Consider the following 18568-nt stretch of genomic DNA (forward strand, 5'->3'; position numbering starts at 1 on the left):
TCAAACACCTAATCAAAGATCAGTAGTAGATCGACATCGCCCTGGAGGCAAGGACGTGGATGCTGAAGCCAGCATCTTCAGGGGGAAGAACAATCAAGTAAAGAATAGAATCGCCGAAGTAGTCTACCGTGGAACTCCACGTAAAAATTCACCCGACCCGAAGACTGGTGAGCCTCGTCCGGGGTGGGTGTACGAGTGGGGTTTTGGAAATGTTGTTGGTGTTTCTGGTTCGGTAAATGGAGGGCGTGAGCTTACCGCAATCAGGGTCGTCGTCGATGACAATGGTAAGTTAATCAAAGCTTTCCCTGTGTAACTTTGATGCAATGAGTCCTGGGTTGCTTGTTGGCTTTCTGGCTGGAGTGATTTTATGGAGCGATATTTAAATTCTACTGGTTGGGTTGCGATATTCTCTGGAACGCAGTCCACTATGGGTAGGACTCTGGGGGTCGAGGCATGGCGTGAGGGCGACGGGGCAGCATTGGTGGTTGATGTCAAAAAGGGTTTTTTGCGAGCGGCTAGTGACTATGATGATTTTTCGCACTTGGAAAAAGCAAACAAGCTTTCTGCGGTTCTACCCGGAGGGGGTTGGAGTGTTTTCTGGGGGGACGAGGGGAAAACTGAACCCATCTTTGCATGGCTGGTTTCCGAGAGCGGGCGAAGCATGATTCCCGTTACGATTAATAGAGCTGGTGAGGTGGAGTTCGCAGACTCAAATGATGGCCTCGTGAGCCCTGATGGAGGAGAGGATGAATCAGTTGGGGAATGATTTATTTGATGCAGGTGGTTGCGGAGATTGAGTGAGTGGACCTTCTTGGAATTGCGAGCTCGTGCGCGTGTCGGTCACTCGATTAGTGCTCCGCTCATGACCCCTAGCTTGTGGTCCACATCCTGCTCTTGAGGTCCCCTCGAGTTGTTGAGAAAGTTGATCAGGTTCCGTGGGGCGTTCAGATGCGTGAACTGCAATCCTCGCGCTGCGGCCTTCGCAGTCTGAATCCTGGGTGAGCTGTGGGGCATGCTCGTGGCCTATCCAGGCCAATTCCAGGCTAATGCGGGTGCCGAAAGAGACCGGGGTCCCTCCGGCAGGCGGTCGCGGAGGGGTCTGTAGAAGGGATCGGCCGCGTGCGGAGTGCGATGTTCAACGATGATTGTGGGCTAGCCCCTGGCCAGGTAGTCGAATCCGCCTTCGCGGTCGTGTTTCGCGAAGATCCGTCACCCATGAACGGGTCAGCTCAGGGGGTCGAGTTGGTCATAGCGGAAGGCGGGTCGTTCCTGCTGTGGAACAGGACAGACTGGACCCTGGAGGTGACGCGGGGGGACTGGCCGGGGTTGCCTGCCTGGGCGTGGCCGGAGGAGTCTTGGGAATTCGTCGCGTTGCCGGGACCGGTGGGTGAGGGGGCCGGTGAGATCCTGTCGGTCCTGCCGACGCGGAACTGTGTTGGTGAGGTCAACGGTGTGCTTTTGGAGTTTCCGCGTTTTCGATGGGAACTAACCTCTGGGGACTCGCTGTCCTGGGCAGTGACCGACAAGAAGCCTGAAAGGTGATGTGCGATCGGTTGAGTGCCTGTCGCCGCGAGGTGGTGGAGGTGGTGGAGGTGGTGCGGCCAACCTGGTGTCAAAGTTGTGGTCGGCCGCACCACAAGGCCCTCGAAGCGTCTCGACCGGAGCGCCGGGAAACTCCCCCTAAGCCCCTCGGCGAGGTGAGTCGAGTTCCTTCAAAAGGGCGCTTGAGGCACGAACATCGGACCCCCTCCCAAGCGTCCGAGGCCGTGCATCCCCCTCCGAAGTCATTTGTACACCCACAGCTACTGGGTCGGGGCTGTTTTCGGGAAAGAGATAAGGTCTCATCCTCGGCTGGCGGGCGATCAGGTCGTTGATTCGGAACCTCGATACGCCCGCGCTGCTCGGATCGGGTCCGGATGCTCCGGCGAAGTCCTTTTTGTCGATGAAAACGGGCTCGCGATCCGGTTCCGGGCAGCTCCGGCTGGCGAGGCGCCGGTGTCAGAAATTCGCATCGATGTCTCGGATGCGGATGACGCATAGGAAAAGATGCATCGGCCGCATAATCTGCGAACGGGAGGGCCGTAGGCCCGATGATCCGGACGGTTCCTCCAGGGGAGTACGCCCGAACTGTGAACCGGGGGAGCGGGTGACCTGCGTAAGAGACAGGGGGTGGGAGATGAGGCGGAAACCAGCGCCCCACCGCGCACATCGCTGAGCAGGCGCGGATCACCGGCCGCGCCCTGGTGATCAAGGCGTTCAGAGCACCCGAGACCGCGGTTGGTACTCGCCGACCCGACCGACCCCCTGTCCCGACCCAACCGAGGAGGATTCCCATGGCCGCGGAACCAGAGGCGGGCGAGTGGTTTCTCCGCTACTTCGCCCCTGGGGAACTAGACCGGCTCGAACAGTTCCCGGTCCGGATCCCCACCGGTCACGAGTTCGGCCTTCTGGGCCTGCTCGGCGCCTGGCACACGCACGTCCGCAGGCTCCGCAACGACCTCGAACTATCGGACTCCGACCCCTCGGCCTGCGGGGTCCACGACCTCGTGACCGCGCTGGTGCTGCGTGATTTCGTCGACCGGGGCATCACCACCCTGGGCACGGAACGGACCGCGGGCGTGGACGCGGCCCTGGCCGACGCCGACGCGCGGTTCCGCTCCCTGACGGAGGAGGACGACACCGAGCGCCTGGCCCTCGCCGAACCCGAGGTGGAGGGCAGGGTCACCAAGAACTGGTGGTGGCGCCGTATCCCCCTCAGCGGACCGGCCCGTAGAGAACTGGACCGCATCGCCACCCGGGAACAGGAAGGGCGGACAGAGGGCCACTGACCGCGGCCCCGCCGGGAACGGTTCCCGGCGGGGCCACGGTGTTGATGTTGAGTCGGGGGTCAGCGCTTCCAGGGTTCGGGGAGCGGGGAGCCGGAGACCATGGCGGCCTTCAGCAGGGCCCACCGGTCCCGGGCCTTGGCGATGGCGCGCCAGCAGGTGAAGTGTTCACCGGTCTCCCGGAGGGCCTCGGAGAGGGCGTCGTAGTGGTCGGTGATCTCGTGGAACTCGCAGAGGTGGCCGTTGCGGGCGCTCCAGCGGTTGGGCAGGTCGTCACCGGAGCGCAGGGCGTCGTCGAGGTAGCCGAAGACCGCCTTGGCGGAGATCAGCCGGATGACCGCGTCAGCGCAGGTCTCGGGGTCGTTGAGGAGCTGGGTGAGCCGCGCGGCGAGCGCTTCGGTGTGCTCGTTCACTAGGCCACCCCCGCCAGAGCGGACTGCCGGGCTTCCCATGCCAGGTAGGGGCCGCGCACGATCGCGACTTGCGGGTACTCGTCGTTGAGGGTGTCCTCGGCGGGCGGCCGAGGCGCGGGAATCGAGGGAGTAGGAGCCTCGGGGATTCGGGGCTCAGGGGTCGAGGGCGTCGGAGCCGGGGGAGCTGCTGCGAGGTGCCCGGAGGGCACGAGCTCCTCCACGTACCGCCGAACCCGCCGGGAGCGGTTGCGTCGGGCTTCGGCGCCCAGCTCCCACAGGTAGCCGAACGGAGTGGTGTGGGCACCGCGCGTCGGCCGGAAAAGCCGTGCGAGCACGGCAAAGAAGCCCAGTAGGGTAACCATGTCTGCCTGCTGCTTTCAGGTTGACCGGGCCCGGGGTGTTGGTAGCACCGCCGGGCCACTTTGTGGGTGAGTCAAGACATAGCATACCCCTACCATGGTTGCCTTGGTAGGCGTGGAACATCTTGGCTATCCAGGTGAACATGCCTACCTTTCCTGGGATGGCATTCGAATTTGAGGACGACCAGCCCAGATGGACTCAGGTGGCTGACATCATGCGTGCCCGTATCTCCGATGGCACTTATCCGCCGGGTGGGAGGGTGCCCAGCGTGCTTCAGTTGCAGGAAGAGTTCGGCATCAGTACTTCAACTGGCCAGAAGGTCCACCGGGCACTGAGGTCAGAAGGGCTCATCCGGACGCAGAGCGGTATGGGCTCGTACGTGAAGCGGCAGGCTGACGCGGGCTGACCGCATCCCCGCGCGCCATCGCCCTTCTCCGTGAGGAGGGAGGCGGTGCCCCTGCCGCAGCGGGGGACGTTCGTCGCGCCGGGGAAGGGCACCTGACTCGGGCGGTTGCCCCTTCACCCCGGCTACCTGCCGCCCGGTTACTTCCAGAAGATCTCGGCGAAGTTCTCGTGGCCGGGCAGCGGGCCCGCCTGCGGTGGTTCGATCTCCTTCGAGTAGACAGTGGCGTCAGAGAAAGCGGCGATCGGCACCGCCGGTAGGAACTCCATCAGCTGCTCGTTCAGCTCCTCGTAGGCGGCGCGGCGCTGCTCCTGGCCGGGGAGGCTGCGGGCCTCGTCGAAGGCCTCGGCGAGATCGTCGGCCCCGGCCTCGGAGAACTGGTCGAGGGTGAAGTAGTAGGAGTTCAGGAAGTTGAGGGTGTCGTTCTGGTTGCCCCACGCGGTGTGCAGGTACAGCGCGCAGTCTCCGGACCGGACGCTGTCGGAGAAGTCATTCCGCGACAGGGTGACCGGCTCTACCGTCACTCCGACGGCCTCCAGGTCCTGGGTGATCAGGTTCTGGGTCGCCTCGGGGTCAGGCAGGAAGACTTGAGAGATGTCGTTCGGGTAGCACAGGTCGAGTGTCAGGTCCCCGTGGCCCGCGTCCGAGAGCAGTTCCTCGGCCGCTTCCGGTGAGTGTTCGATGGTCCGTGCATCCGGGGACCATCCGTTGACGGCTTCGGGCACGAGCTGGGCGGGGACCTCGCTGTCTCCGGTCATCACCGTGTTGACGATGCTCTGTCGGTCGACAGCACGAGCCAGTGCCTCGCGGACCTCCGCAACCTTCAGGGCCTCGTGTGCCTCCGGCTGGAAACCCAGGTAGAAGAGTAGGTGCGGGTCTCGGGAAGTCATCTGGAACCCGGCCCGTTCGAGCTGGGCGATGTCTCCGGGGAGCGCGCGCTCGTAGCCGTCGATCTCCCCGGACTCCAGAGCCTGACGGCGGGCGGCATCGTTGGTGACGGCGCTCATGATCACGGTGTCGATCCCCGCGGAGCCGTCCCTGTGCTCGTCGAACCGTTCCAGGGTGACCACTGCCTCCCAGCGGTCCCACTCGCTGATCCGGAACGGCCCGGTCCCGGCCAGGGCCCCCGGGTTCGAGTAGTCGCCGAGGGGACCCACGAATGGATCGTCCGCGAACTCCGCCACGGCGGAGGCGCTCATGATGCCGAAGGACGCATAGGTGAAGCCGCCCGGCAGTGCCGGGGTGTACTCGTTGACGGTGATGGCCGCGGTCAGGTCGTCAACGACCCGGCAGGAACGGTAGTTGGATTCTGCCTCGTTGAACCCCGTCTGCTCGGCGAACCCGCCGAACACCGACTGCCAGTAGCGGGTGTACTCGGTCTGTTGATAGACGCCGGTGGTGTTGTGCCAGCGGTCGAAGTTGGCGCAGACAGTCGCGGCGTCCAGCTCATCGCCGTCGTGGAACCGCACGCCCTCACGGAGGTGGAAGGTCCACTCGGTGCCGTCGTCGGAGTGCTCCCAGCTCTCGGCCAGGCCGCCGACGATCTGACCGTCGGCGGGATCGTGGCGCAGCAGGGTCTCGAACACCTGCCGACTGAAGCGGAAGGTGGATTCGTCGCTGGCCAGGAACGGGTCAGGGCTGGAGATCCGCTCGGCGGTCGCGAAGACGAACGGGTCGGACTGGTCCTCGGCCGCCTCCGCTGGGAGTCCCGGGCCCTCGCCCCCGGCGACCTGCTCGCCGCTGCTCGTATCACCGGTGGGGTCGGGGCCCTCGCGTAGCAGCAGCCAACCGGTCACCCCGCCGATCATGAGCAGGGCGGAGACGGTGGCCGCAAGCCCCACCAGCATGCGGGAGCCCTTCGCCCTGGGAGCGCCCGGGGAAGGCGCCGGGGGTGCTTGGACACCCGGTGGGGTGTGCAGGCGCGCGGGCGTGCGCGGACCCGAAGGGGCACGGGGACCTGTTGGAGTGTGGGGGCCAGGCGGGACGGAGGCGTGCGAACGGTCGGGTGAGGATCCGGTCGCCGGAGCGCCCGGAGCGGCACCGGTCATCGGAGCGCTTGGAACGCTTCCGGCCCCTGGAGCGCCTAGAGCGGGGGTAGCCGGGGCAGCCGGGGAGACAGGGGCTCCCGGAGCGACAGAAGGGGCCGTCCAGGACCAGTCCTGGTCGATGAGTGCGCCGACCATCGTGGCCATCTCGTCCGGGGAATTCGGAACGTGGCCCTCACCGCCCCCAGCCGCCAGCGCCCGGACCAACTCCGTGGCGGTCGGCCGGTCCGCCGGATTCTTGGCCAGGGCACGGGTGACGACTTCGCGCAGGCTCTCCGGCACCCCGCTCAGGTCCGGTTCACCGCTCAGCAGCCGGAACATCAGCTCCTCCGCCGAGCCGGTACCGAACGGCGGACGTCCGGTCACCGCGTAGGCCACGAGCGCGCCCCACGAGAACACGTCGGCCTCGGGCCCCGCCCCGCCGCTGAACCGCTCCGGGCTCATCCACCCGGGAGAACCCATCAGCCCGCCGGTCCGCGTCAGCTGCGTGCCGTCCAGGGCGCGGGCGATCCCGAAGTCGAGCACCTTCGGTCCGTCCGGAGCCAGGATCACGTTCGACGGCTTCAGGTCCCGGTGCACGACCCCGGACGCGTGGATGGCCGCGATCGCCTCCGCCATGCCCATCGCGAGGACCCGTGCCTTGGCCTCGGGCAGTGCCCCCTGTCGCCGTACCCGCTGGCCGAGGGTGGGGCCGGGCAGGAACGCTGTCGCGAACCAGGGCTGCTCGGCGGCGGTTTCGTAGGCGAGCACCGACGAGATGCAGCGCGCCCGGATCCGGCTCATCAGCTGGACCTCGCGGGTGAACCGCTGCCGGAAGTCCTCGTCACCGGCGAACTCGGGGCGGATCACCTTGACGGCGACCCACTGGTTCTCGGGAGACAGCGCGGCGTAGACGACGCCCATACCGCCCGCGCCCAGCCTGCCGCGAATGTCGAACGGGGGGATCGCGCGCGGGTCGGAGGACTCCAGCGGGGTCATCGGGGGTGTGTCGGGGGAGGGGAGGGGCACAGCCTGCCTTCCAGGCCGGGAACATGGGCAGCGCGGGGGCAGCGGCGCCGACGGTCGCGCCAAGGTTAGCCGACGGTTTCTGTGCGTAACGAACCAGGCGCGGTAGATCCCGCCGGTTCGGGGCCGCCGAACGTGACTGGGGCCCGAGCGCGGACCCACGCGTACCTGCCCGTGTGCACCCGAGCCGTGCACCTGATCGAAGGTGCGGGCACAGCGGAAACGGCAGCCCCGTCAGGTCAGCCAGGCCTCATGCGCCTTCCGCATGGCCGGAGTGAGGGCCCGAACCCGGGGTCCGGGCACAAGTGCGGGGCGGGGTCTGTGGCGACCCCGCCCCGCACCCCGGTGACCGGGGGAAACGGTTCCGGGCCCTGCCTGGCCCGGTCCCGCACCCTTGACCAGTACCCCCGGTCAGGGCTCTGTCTCGACCTGCGGTCAGCTCCCGGCGGGCGCCTCCAGGTCGAAGAGTTCGGCCAGCAGCTCATAAGAGCGGAAGCGGGCCTTCTTGTCATAGATCATCGAGGAGATCATCAGCTCGTCCACGCCGGTGTCGGCGACGAACTGCTCGATCTTCGGCTTCACGGTCTCGGGGGAGCCCACGAAGGAGTAGCGCAGCATCGCTTCGGTCTGCTGCTTCTCCCCGGGGCGCCACATGGTGTCCATCGCCGAGCTTTCCACCGGCGGTGCGAGCAGGCCGCGGGCGTTGCGCATGATGCCCAGGAAGGCCTGCTGCTGCGAGGTGAACAGGTTCTTCGCCTCCGCGTCGGTGTCCGCCATCACCACGTTGATCCCGGCCATCGCGTACGGCTTCGGGGCCTGCTCCGAGGGGGTGAAGTCCTCCCGGTAGGCGGCCAGGGCGTCGTAGAGCGCGCTGGGCGCGAAGTGCGACGCGAAGGCGTACGGCAGGCCCAGGTGCGCGGCGAGCTGGGCGCCGAACAGGCTGGAGCCCAGGATCCACAGCGGCACCCGCAGGCCCTCGCCGGGTACGGCGCGGACCGGCTGGCCGGGGCTGGCGGGCTCGAAGAGCGACCGGAGCTCCTGGACGTCCTGCGGGAAGGTCGAGGAGGCGGAGTTGTCCCGGCGCATCGCGCGCATCGTGCGCGGGTCGGTGCCGGGCGCGCGGCCCAGACCGAGGTCGATCCGCCCCGGGTAGAGGGATTCCAGGGTGCCGAACTGCTCGGCGATCACCAGGGGGGAGTGGTTCGGGAGCATGACACCGCCCGAACCCACCCGGATGGTGGACGTTCCCTCGGCGATGAAGCCGAGCGAGACCGAGGTGGCGGCGCTGGCGATCGCCCGCATGTTGTGGTGCTCGGACAGCCAGAAGCGGGTGTAGCCCCAGCGTTCCAGGTTCTGCGCGAGTTCGCGGGCGTCACGGAGGGCCTCGCCGGGGTTGGATCCCTCGACGATGCTGGCGTGGTCCAGGACGGACAGCGCGAGCTTCGGGTTCGTGGTCTCGGCTGTTCCAGCTGCTTCCGTCATCTCAGTTACCCCCACTGGCCTGGCTTATTCGATGATCGACGAACATCGAACATTGACGGTACACTCGCCGCTGAACGCACACCAAATCCCGTTCGCCCGTCGGCCCGGCCGAGGGGAGGGACTCGGTGGGGCGGTCCGGCCCTCGGCCGGACGCTCGAAACGGCTGCGGGGCAGCGGAAATGGAGGTGGGGTCGTGGCTCCCAAGGGGACGGCGAAGGGGTACGGGCATCCGGCCCTGTCCGAAGTGGATCTGGTCACGGTCCTGTCCGCGCTGGCCGAACCCACGCGGCTGCGGATCGTGTGCATGCTCGCGGAGTTCGAGGGTGAGCGGGCGTGGAAGGACATCGAACTGCCGATCGCGCAGTCGACCCTGAGCCATCATCTGAAGATTCTGCGCAACGCCGGTCTGGTGCAGAACCGGACCGAGGGCACCCGCTGCTTCGTCTCGCTGCGCGACCAGGAGTTCGAGGGGCGGTTCCCCGGGTTGCTGGAGACGGTCCTGAGCTGCCGGGACGGGCACTAGGCGACCCTCGGGGCGCAGACGCGTCATATCTTCATTCACGTCAAGCGCAACGAAGGTCGGCCTTGTCGAGTTCCCGTGCCCGGTAAGGGTTTTCGTCCAGGGGCGGGCCACCGCCCCGGGCCGCGCCCTCAGCCCCGGGCCGCGCCCTCAGCCCCGGGCCGCGCCCTCAGCCGCGGAACCCCGCCCTCGGTCGCGGATCCCCGATCCCGGCCACGGAGCTATGCGAATCACGGAAGACAGGCCGCGGCCCCGGCCAAGGGCGGCTCCGAACGAGCCGGCCCGGACCGGGGCCGCGGCAGAGGACGTCCCTCAGCCCTGAATTTCCCCCTTGTGTCAGGGGCGAGGGGCATCCACCCCCCTGTGAGACCGGAGCCTCCGAATCCTCTGTTCCCCTTTTCCCTTCCTTGGGCCTTGCGGCAGGAAGGCAGCAGAGGAGCCGGAGACCCCTTGTCGACGAGTGGCACATCCACGTGCTTGACGAACGTGAATTCCCCCGAATCCAGTGCCACTCGTGTGGGTGGGATCCGCCTTCGTGGAAGTCCCCCTAGACTTTTAACTTCCACAAAGCATCTCCCCGTTTAACCCGCGCCTCCCTCGTGTGACGAACGTGGGAAAGCGGGACCCCGCAGATGCACTCTATCGCCTCTCCAAACCATTCTGCCCCGGTCTCTTGGGCCCGGCGAACGGTGAACGCGAACCATCCGACGGTCCCTGAAAACGGGCGAATGCACGGAACGACGTAATGCATCATGTGGACACCGCGGTCGGCGCGGGCTCGAGGTGCAAAGCCTGCGCTGGCCGGGTGGCCGACGCTCTGAGTATGCCCGAGGGGGACGGTGCTCCGCAGCCTTTCCGCAGCAATTCCCCAACTTGATGGGGCGGCGAGGTCGGTGGTCGCGCTCGTACTGAGTCAGAAGGCTGTCCGTATTGGTCGATGGGTACGAACCGATCCGACTTTTGTTGGTGGTTTGGTGCCATAAGTGATCTCCTGACGGGAGTGAGGTGTCTCCCGGGCTGGATTGTGGCGGTGGAGTCGGGCTGTGCGGCTGGTCAGGCGCTGGGTCAGCGGATGAAGTGGTGACCGGACAGCCGTTGCCGGGCAGGGTCGCGGTCCTGCCCGTGCTGTCCCTGGAGTGCCGGCTGGTTCGGTCGGTGCCCGGGATCCCCTGGGACTCCGAAGCGGGGTCGTTCCCGGCTGTTTCCGTTGATCTCACCGCCTCGGAGTGACACATCGGCGGTTGTCTCACGGGGTGGGACGGGCGTCTGGTTCCCCCGCCGCACGGGTGGGTGCCGACCGGAGGGCCGACGGCGGAGCCGCGCCCTCGCATCCGATCTCCGCTCCCGGACGATCTCGGAGCAACAGGAATTCCTTTTAAATTGCCGCCCGAAAGAATGCAATAGAAGCTGATTCGGGATTATCCGGGGTGTGCGGGAGGTAAAAGCGAGATCTGCGGTTTTGGGTGCTGGTGCACTCATGGGGCCACGGTCGCCGGAGATAGCGGTCAGCACCAACACCGGAAGCGGCTGACAACCACCGTTGCCACAACCGTGGGGTCGGCGTCGAGCTCTCCGGGCCCGCCGCGGCTGTTCTATGCGACATGCGCATGAGGGCCGCTCTCCGGGGCATCGTCGGAGGAGGCCCACTGTCCGAGAAGCGCAGGTGGGGTCCGGGTCGCGCGGCCGGGCGGCCGGGGCCCGCATGCCCGAACGCCCCGCAGCACCAAACGCGCCTGGAGTGCGTCACATCACAGAGAAGACGCCCTGCCCACGACAACACCCAGTGCTCGCTCCAAACCCAGTGCTCGCTCAAGACCCAGTGCTGACTCCGAACTCTGCGCTCACCCCAGCTAGGAGAGACCCCCTGTGAACATCGGCGACGAACTCGGCGGATACGAACTCCTGGAGGTCCTCGGCAGAGGCGGGTTCGGCACGGTCTACCTCGGACGCGGCCAGGACGGACAGCTCGCCGCGGTCAAGGTGCTGCACCACCACTACGCCGACAACCCCCAGTTCCGCGCGCGGTTCCGAGCCGAGGTCGAGCACAGCATGCGGGTCGTGGACTTCTGTATCGCGCGGGTCCTGGCCGCGGCCCCGGACGGCGACCCGCCGTGGGTGGCCAGCGAGTACGTGGAGGGCCCCACGCTCCGCCAGTTCGTGCACTCGGGAAAGGAGGACGGCGGCCCCCTGCACGAGGGCGACCTCTACCGGATCGCGGTCGCCACGGCCACCGCGCTCACCGCCATCCACGCCTCGGACGTGGTCCACCGCGACTTCACGCCCTCCAACATCATGGTCGCGCCGGACGGGATCCGGGTGATCGACTTCGGGATCGCCCGAGCCCTGGAGAACAGCCCGGTCTCGGCCAGCGCCCTCCTGGGCACCCCCCGCTACATGGCGCCCGAGCAGTTCCTCGGCAGCAGGGTCACCCCCGCCATCGACGTGTTCGCCTGGGGGTCGGTGATCGCCTTCGCCGGGACCGGCAAGGACATCTTCACCGGCGAGAACCTGGCCGTGACCCTGCGCAAGGTGCTGTTCGAGAAACCCGACCTCACCGGCCTGCCCGACAGCCTCGCGTCGATCGTGCGCTGGTGCCTGTACAAGGACCCCCAGCTGCGCCCCACCTCCCAGCGGCTCCTGGCTACTCTCCTCGGGGTGGCGGAACCGGGCGGGGGACACCCCCAGGACCGGCTGCCCGGCTACACCGGCCGCTCCGACCTCGACATCCTGGCCCTGGGAAACCAGATCGGCCAGGGCAGCGGCACCATCGACATCACCGCGATCCCCCGCCTGACCCAGGCGCCGCCGGACCGGGACGAGCTCTTCGAGATCGGCGGGGAGTCCTACTCCAGCGCCGCCGCGCTCGCCCTGGACATCCAGCGCGACTGGAACACCGCGCTGGCCCTCCTGCGCAACGCCCCGCTCCGGCAGGACCTGCTGCGCTGGCTGCCGGAGTCGCACGAACAGGCCCGTCGGACCATCGGCCAGCTGCCGGAGGACTGGGGCGGCGCCGATGTCCAGGCCGCCAACCTCATCGCCGACCTCGACCCCGCCCTCCCGCCGATCTTCGACAAGCTCGACATGTCCTGGGGCGCGCTCTTCGCCACCCGGGGCGGGCGGAGCTGGCCCTACCGGGGCGAGGAGTACCGGCGCCTCCTCCGGCTGGTGGAACAGGGCAACCTCCTCGAGCCCTTCAGCCGGCACCACTGCGTGGCGAGCGACCACGAGTGCGCGGCCACGGGCGGCTGCGAACCCTATGCCCGGGTCGCCCGGCAGACCAGGGCCATGTTCGCCTCGCTGCGCAACTGCGAGGCGTGGCTGGAGCAGCTCGGCAAGGGGTTCGGGCTCACCCCCACCCCGATCCCACCGGACCAGCGGGGCGACCTGGTCCACGTTCTGGCCACGGACCCCCGAAGCCGGTGCGACCGGTGGGAACTGGCGGCCTGGGCGGTCGAGGGGATCGCGCAGTGCTCCGAACGCGACCAGGTGTACCGCGCCGTGGGCAACTCCGACGACCCCTGGCCGGAAGCCGTCGTCTTCCGCGCCCACCGGGACGACTTCCGCGAACTGGCCGAGCGGATCAGGCAGGAGGAGAGCGCTTCGGGCCCGGACCCGGCTCCGCAGGACCCGCGAAGCGAACTGGCCAGGCTGGAGCGCAGGGACCCCAAGCTGCTGGTGCGCTTCTTCTACGGGCTGGGCGCGACTCTGGTGGCCCTGGCCGTGGCGGTCGGGACGGTGTGGAACAGCCTGACGTTCCTGGCCGTGGTGGCGGGTGTGATCGGGCTGTTGTTCGGCGGGATCGGTCTGGTGATGGCCCACGACCACGAGCGCGCGCTCAGGAGGTTGAGGGAGAAGTCGGCGGACCTGCCCGAGCGGACGGAAAAGGGCGGGCGGCCGCCAGTCGGGCCGGGCCGGGACGGGGGCAGGGGCGCCGCGACGCGGTCCGGCGACGCGGTGGCCGCGGTATCCGAGTCCGGGCAGGAGCATCCGGGGGGTTCGGCCACCGCGCCCGCGTCCCAGGAACCGTCCCCGTCTTCTCCCCTCTCGGTCTCTGACCCCGCCGGGCCGGGGGTGCGTTCGGGCGCGGGGGGTGCTCCGGAGTACTTCGGTGAGGACGATCTCGATCTGAGCCCGTCGGACCGGATCCGGTTGCGGGAAAGCGTGGAGGCTCAGCCGTCGGACCGGGCCGGGACGGTCCGGGACCGGATGGGGATGTCCGCGGACGAGCGGCTCGCCGCGCGGAGTGCGCCGGAACCGCGTGCCACCGCACCGCTCGGTTCGGAGGAGGGCACCGGAGGGGCCTCGCTGGGGAGCCCGCCGGAGAGCTCCGGTGGGAGCACGGAGAGGAACACCGGGGAGAGCAGGGAGGAGAAGGTCGGGGAGAGCACCGTGGAGTGGACCTTCGAACGGGGTGTGTCCTTCGGCCAGGAACAGAATCCGGGGAGCTAGGAGAGGCTGGGACGGGCGGTGCGCCCGCCCCAGCCGGGGCCCGTTCCGGGTGCGGGTCAGCTTCGGGCGCGGGTCAGACGGAGGAACCCGCCGCCTTGACCGACGACCAGGCCGAGGTTGGCCAGGGCGTAGGCCCACCAGAGCCAGGCCAGACCGCCCGCCGCGGCCACCGGGAAGGCGGCCAGGGCCAACAGGCCGAAGCACACCGCGAACGTGTACAGGGTCGGGGTGGTGCGCTTGAGGGCGAGCAGGCCCATACCCGGCATCGCCTGCATGCCGTCGGCGAGCACGACCACGAACACCACCGGAATCAGAGCCGTGACCAGCGATGACACGTTCGGGTCGGGGGTGAACACCCCGATGATCGGACCGGCGGCGACCCAGATCAACAGCATGCTCAGCGCGATCACCGGCAGTGCCACGGCCAGTCCGGCGGCCATCGTCCGCCGGACCTCACCGAACCCGCTCCCGGGGGAATCGTCCCCCTGGTCCCGGGCGGCCTGCGTAATCTGGGCGGCCTGGGTGGTGTGGGCCGCCTGGGCGGCGCGGGCCATGAACGGGACGGCGGCCTGCCCGACGGCGGTCGCGGGCAGGAACACGAAGGTCACCAGGGTCACCATGACCTGGTGGGCGGCTGCCTCGGCGGCGCCGACCCGGGCCACCGCCATCGCGAGCAGCCCCAGCACCCCGAACTTGATGAGCATCGTCGAGCCCATGGGCAGGCCGACCCGGGCGATGTGCCAGACCCCGGACCAGTCCGGGGAGCCCAGGCCGAGGCTCTGGCCGTTCACGACGGTGCCGCGGCGCAGGAGCGCGTGGGCCACGGCCATGACCACGAGGGCGGTGAGGAGCATGGCCAGCCCGGCGCCGGTGATGTCCAGGCCGAGCGCCACGACCAGGGTCGGGACCAGCACCACCGACAGCGCGGTGCCCACCAGCCCCACCGTCATCGCCTGCTTGGATCGACCCAGGCCGATGAGCAGGGTGGTCGCGCAGGCCTGGAAGGCGTTGGCCAGGAGCGCGAACGCCATCAGGTAGGGGAAGAGCCCGAAGGCCGCCACGGTCTCCGCGGGGGCTCCGATCAGCCGGGCGACCAGGGGCACCGCCGCCACCACGGCGCCGCCGAGGAGACCCGTGCACAGAGCCAGCCAGAGGGAGTCGCGGACAGTGGGGGCGAGCGCCTCCGGGGCCTCGGCGTTCTGTGCCACGAAGGGCATCGAGCCGCGCAGTGCCCCCTGGATCACCATGGAAACGGGGTTGTACAGGGCGATGGTCATCGCGTAGGCGGCGAGCACGGCGGTGCCGGTGTGGCCCAGGACGCCCGCTGTGACCATGGTCCCGAAGACGGTGGCGACCATGGACAGATACAGCGGGAAGGCCTTTCCCCCGATGCTTCCCATCAGGTGCGGGAAGGCGGGGCGCGGCTCCTCGTCGGGGTGGTCCGAAGGCGGAGCGGGGGCGGCCGCGGCTGCGTTTGTGGGGGCGCTCGCGGGGGTGTTTGAAGTGCTCTCGGTAGGCGGCTCCGAGGCCTGCGCGGCTGAGTTTCCGGGGGCCGCGTCGTCGGAGGGCTCGGGGCCGGGGGCCGCTTCGCCTGGGAGTTCGGAGCAGTCCTCCCCGGCCTGCCTCGTCGGTGGGGCCGTGTCGCCACCCGTTGCGGGAACGGCGGAGGCATCAGTGGCGTTCTGGGTTCTGTTGTCAGCCATGGTCTTCTCTTGGGTGGAAGTCAGGGGCTTGCCGAGAAAGTTACCAGGGAGAATGTGAAGTATTTCTTCGTGTTTTGCTTTGATGTTTGATTTATGGTGGTATTGAAGTTTCCCCCTCTTTTTGAAGACTGTTCCGTATCGTGCTCTTCAGAGTCGAAAGCGTGTGATGGGCGCGGGGCCGGACAGGCCGACGCCGGGACGTGGGGAAGCGGGAGCGGTTGCGGCTGGGGGTTCCGCCGGGGCAGCGGATGGCCGGATGCGGTCAGAGTCGCCAGATGTGCTGAAGTGCTCGGTGGGAACAGGGTGGCTGGAGATGCCCCTGTGGTTCTGGGCTCGTGGTGCGAACGAATACGTTTCGGTTTGGCCCCGTTGGCCACCGTTGCTGGGACCGTTGGAGCCAGGATCCCCGCGCCGCCCTCGGCTCTTCCCGTTCTCCCCGCGAGTCACTCCGGGGGCTTTTGGTCCTTCCCCGGCCCGAACGGCGGTCACCGAGCGGGCTCGGGGCGCCGCGAGCGGTCATGGCGCTCTCGGATCGGGTGGTTGACAGTGGTATGCACCGATTTCCTCTCCTTCCCATAACGTCCTCACCGAGCGTGTTCGTTGTGTGGGTCCGCCGTGATCGTTCCCGAGCGGGGTTCGGGGAGTGCGCCTCGGGAAGCGAGGAGCCTTGGTGAACAGGCGATTCCGGCTCCCGGGGCAGGTGCGCGCGGACCACCGGCGGTGAGCTCCGGGGCCACCGTGAATCGCTCCCGACGGCCCTGGGAAAAAGGGGATCACGGCATCGGGTGCCTCACGAATTAGGTAGATTCGCAGAACCACGGGATCGAATGTGCTATCCCGGCACAGCCCACCACAACCGTCCCTGATGTGTGGAAAGCTGCCCCCAATGGACTTCACCCTCCCTGCTCTGCCGCCGAACGTCACCCCTCTGACCGACGGCGACCCGCTCCAGGTGGGCCGCTACCGGCTGATCGGGCGTCTTGGCGCCGATGGCATGAGTACCCTGTTCGCCGCGGTCTCCCCTGAGCACGAGCCGATAGCCCTCAAGATCGCCGCCGCCGAGTGGGCTCCCGGATCTGACGCGAGCGACGAGTCCGCCCCCGTGCGTCCGGCCGACGGTGTGTGCGCGGTGGGTGCGCGGGACAGCGGCAGCCACGAGGGCAGACCGTGGTCCGCGATCGAGTACGTCCCCGGCTTCGGTCTGGGGCAGCACGTGCGGGCGCACGGTCGCCTCGGCGGAGACGCGCTGCTGGTGCTGGCCGCCGGAATGGCCGAGGCCCTGGCGAGCGTGCACGCGGCGGACACCGTGCACGGCGACGTACGACCCGGCAACGTGGTGGCCTCCGCCGAGGGGCCCAGGGTGCTGGACTTCGGGGTCACCCGGCGGATCGATGACGCGGCGCCCGTACAGAGCTCCAAGAGCCTGGGCTGGCTGGCACCCGAGAGCTACGACGGATCGGCCGCGACCCAGGCCTCCGACGTGCACGGCTGGGCGTGCCTGGTGGTGTTCGCCGCTACCGGTGAACCGCCGTTCGGAACCTCCCCGGCGGGACACACGCCGGGACGCATCCCGGGGCAGATCCTGTGGGAGATGGCCCGCCGCGCGCGTGAGGCCCGCGTCGACCTGAGAGCGCTCCCGGAGGAGCTGCGCCCGCTGCTGCTGCGCGCTTTCTCCCCCGACCCGGACCAGCGCCCCTCCGCCGAGGACGCCTACCTGGAGTGCCTGCTGCTGCTCGGTATCGATGAGCAGTCGACCGCCGAGACCTGGCCGGACCAGCTCCGCGCCCTCATCGGCGAACACTGGCCCAAACCGGACCTGAGCTGGCACGACCCGATCCGATGGGCCGACGCCGCACGCGCGCTGAGCGAGGGAGGGCCGCAGGCCGGCACGGGCGACACCGCCGACGGCGGCGCCGCGTCCGGGGCCACCGGCGCTGCTGGAGCCGGTACCGCCACCGGTGTGCCCGGGGTCCAGGGGACGTCTGGGATGCCTGGTTCCGGTGAGCGCGGAGGTGCTTCTGGGCCTGGGGGATCCGGTCGGCCCTCGGCGGCTGCCGCGGGGTCCGACCCGGAGGAGGAGTGGGGCCCGGAAGCGGCCGCTGAGGCGTACGGGCACACCCCGAGAAACCTCGCCGGAGGTCAGGGCGGGGCCGCGCCCGGGATGCGCAGTGCTGGGGCGGCGGGGCACGGTGGCGCCACCTACCTGTTCGGTCCCTCGCAGACCGGTGGCCATGACATGTCGTCCGTGCGGAACGAGGGAATCGACCTCGACGAGGACGACGACGGCACCGGGCGCAAGAGCAGGCTCGGTGTCTGGCTGGGCGTGGGAGCGCTCGGCATGGCCGCGGCCCTCGGCGGCGGCTACCTGCTGTTCGACACCCTGAGCGGGTCACCCGCCGACACCGTCGTCGCGGAGGAACCCACCGAGGAACCGCCAGGGACGGACGAGGCGGACGACCTCGGGGATCCCCTCGCCCCCGAAGCCATGGCCTGCGACGACACCGAACGCGTGAGTGCGCAGGAGGCACACGCCCCCTGGCGGCCCTTCGACCCCGAGGCGGTCGCCCCCGACCTGTACACCTCACTGCTGACCCCGGGGCCCGAGGGAGAACCGAACACCAACCCCGACGCCTGGCCGTTCGTCTCCCCGCTCGACCATGACACCGCGGACTACGGGCTGTACCCCCCGGGCCTGGACTCCTTCCCCGTGATGAGCGTGTGCATGACCGGCGTGCGGGACACCGGCGCGGGGATCGAGTTCACGGTGGAACTGACCTACCACCCGAACGTGGGCTCCCACCGGGTGTACGCGGAGGACTTCCTGACCGTGGTGCCGCTGGAGGCCGACGAGCACGGCGGGCTCGACCGGCAGGTCATCAGGGGTGGGAGCGGCGGCGAGCTGGGGCAGCCGATGAACACGCTCGTGGTGCTGAGCCCGGAGAACCCGGCCGCCGAGGTCGACGTGCTGGTCCACGGAGCCCCGGAGCGGGCGGGGGTGGCCTACCGGCCGTCCGCGTTCGCGGGGGCGATGGCGGAGGACCTGAGCGGGCACTGCTACGACGTGGACGGCACGCTGGAGTGGCGGGACGAGGACCGGCTGGGTTCGGGCTTCTTCGCCCTGCCGACGGGGTCCGCGCCGGGCGACAGCGACATGACGCGGTGCCCGGCGGACGAGATCGAGGTCGAAGTCGGAGCCAACGGTGAGGCCGCGGAAACCGGCGGGGCCGGGGACGCGGCGGGGCAGGGCGGCGAAGGCGCTGGAGAGGGGGCCGAGGGCGTTCCCGGGCAGCCCGAAGCCGACGAGGGCTGAGCCCCCGATACAACGGGCATCAGGTGGGGAGGGCCGGGGTTTCAGAGGGCCCT

Annotated in this window: 11 protein-coding genes; 6 read left to right on the forward strand and 5 right to left on the reverse strand. The window is 68.7% G+C overall.

Translation table 11 applies throughout. The annotated features are described in order from the left end of the window. Window positions 1–427: 427 nt before the first annotated feature. On the forward strand, window positions 428–766 hold the full coding sequence (locus NE857_RS09615) for a hypothetical protein (RefSeq protein ID WP_254420676.1): 339 nt from the start codon (window positions 428–430) through the stop codon (window positions 764–766). Window positions 767–2333: 1567 nt separating this feature from the next. Next, complete coding sequence (locus NE857_RS09620; protein ID WP_254420677.1) at window positions 2334–2828, forward strand: hypothetical protein; 495 nt, start codon at window positions 2334–2336, stop codon at window positions 2826–2828. A gap of 59 nt (window positions 2829–2887) precedes the next feature. Here the strand turns inward: NE857_RS09620 and NE857_RS09625 are convergent, their stop codons facing one another. Together NE857_RS09625 and NE857_RS09630 are read right to left on the reverse strand one after the other, a co-directional pair. Next, window positions 2888–3238, reverse strand: a complete 351-nt coding sequence (locus NE857_RS09625; RefSeq protein WP_254420678.1) for a hypothetical protein — start codon at window positions 3236–3238, stop codon at window positions 2888–2890. Next, the gene (locus NE857_RS09630) at window positions 3238–3600 is read right to left on the reverse strand and encodes a hypothetical protein (protein ID WP_254420679.1); all 363 of its coding nucleotides are present in this window, start codon (window positions 3598–3600) and stop codon (window positions 3238–3240) included. The genes NE857_RS09625 and NE857_RS09630 overlap by 1 nt, the downstream gene beginning before the upstream one ends. Window positions 3601–3758: 158 nt before the next feature. Here NE857_RS09630 and NE857_RS09635 point away from each other — a divergent pair, with 158 nt between their 5' ends. Further along, window positions 3759–4004 (forward strand): GntR family transcriptional regulator, encoded by a 246-nt coding sequence (locus NE857_RS09635; protein WP_301184352.1) that lies wholly within the window; start codon window positions 3759–3761, stop codon window positions 4002–4004. Between the two features lie 137 nt (window positions 4005–4141). On the opposite strand, the gene NE857_RS09640 is transcribed toward NE857_RS09635, so the two are convergent. Together NE857_RS09640 and NE857_RS09645 are read right to left on the reverse strand one after the other, a co-directional pair. Continuing rightward, complete coding sequence (locus NE857_RS09640) at window positions 4142–7024, reverse strand: ABC transporter substrate-binding protein (RefSeq protein WP_254420680.1); 2883 nt, start codon at window positions 7022–7024, stop codon at window positions 4142–4144. A gap of 462 nt (window positions 7025–7486) precedes the next feature. Beyond that, window positions 7487–8533: an LLM class flavin-dependent oxidoreductase gene (locus tag NE857_RS09645; RefSeq protein ID WP_254420681.1), complete on the reverse strand. Its 1047-nt coding sequence runs from the start codon at window positions 8531–8533 to the stop codon at window positions 7487–7489. 244 nt (window positions 8534–8777) lie between these two features. Here NE857_RS09645 and NE857_RS09650 point away from each other — a divergent pair, with 244 nt between their 5' ends. Both NE857_RS09650 and NE857_RS09655 read left to right on the forward strand, forming a co-directional pair. Continuing rightward, on the forward strand, window positions 8778–9056 hold the full coding sequence (locus tag NE857_RS09650; RefSeq protein ID WP_425572177.1) for an ArsR/SmtB family transcription factor: 279 nt from the start codon (window positions 8778–8780) through the stop codon (window positions 9054–9056). Between the two features lie 1863 nt (window positions 9057–10919). Beyond that, window positions 10920–13502 (forward strand): protein kinase domain-containing protein, encoded by a 2583-nt coding sequence (locus NE857_RS09655; RefSeq protein WP_254420683.1) that lies wholly within the window; start codon window positions 10920–10922, stop codon window positions 13500–13502. Between the two features lie 56 nt (window positions 13503–13558). On the opposite strand, the gene NE857_RS09660 is transcribed toward NE857_RS09655, so the two are convergent. Then, on the reverse strand, window positions 13559–15205 hold the full coding sequence (locus NE857_RS09660) for an MATE family efflux transporter (RefSeq protein WP_301184321.1): 1647 nt from the start codon (window positions 15203–15205) through the stop codon (window positions 13559–13561). Window positions 15206–16091: 886 nt separating this feature from the next. On the opposite strand from NE857_RS09660, the gene NE857_RS09665 reads away from it, so the two are divergent. Beyond that, window positions 16092–18515: a serine/threonine protein kinase gene (locus NE857_RS09665; RefSeq protein WP_254420685.1), complete on the forward strand. Its 2424-nt coding sequence runs from the start codon at window positions 16092–16094 to the stop codon at window positions 18513–18515. Window positions 18516–18568: the final 53 nt, after the last annotated feature.

It is taken from the genome of Nocardiopsis exhalans (assembly GCF_024134545.1).
GTDB classification, from domain to species: Bacteria; Actinomycetota; Actinomycetes; order Streptosporangiales; family Streptosporangiaceae; genus Nocardiopsis; species Nocardiopsis exhalans.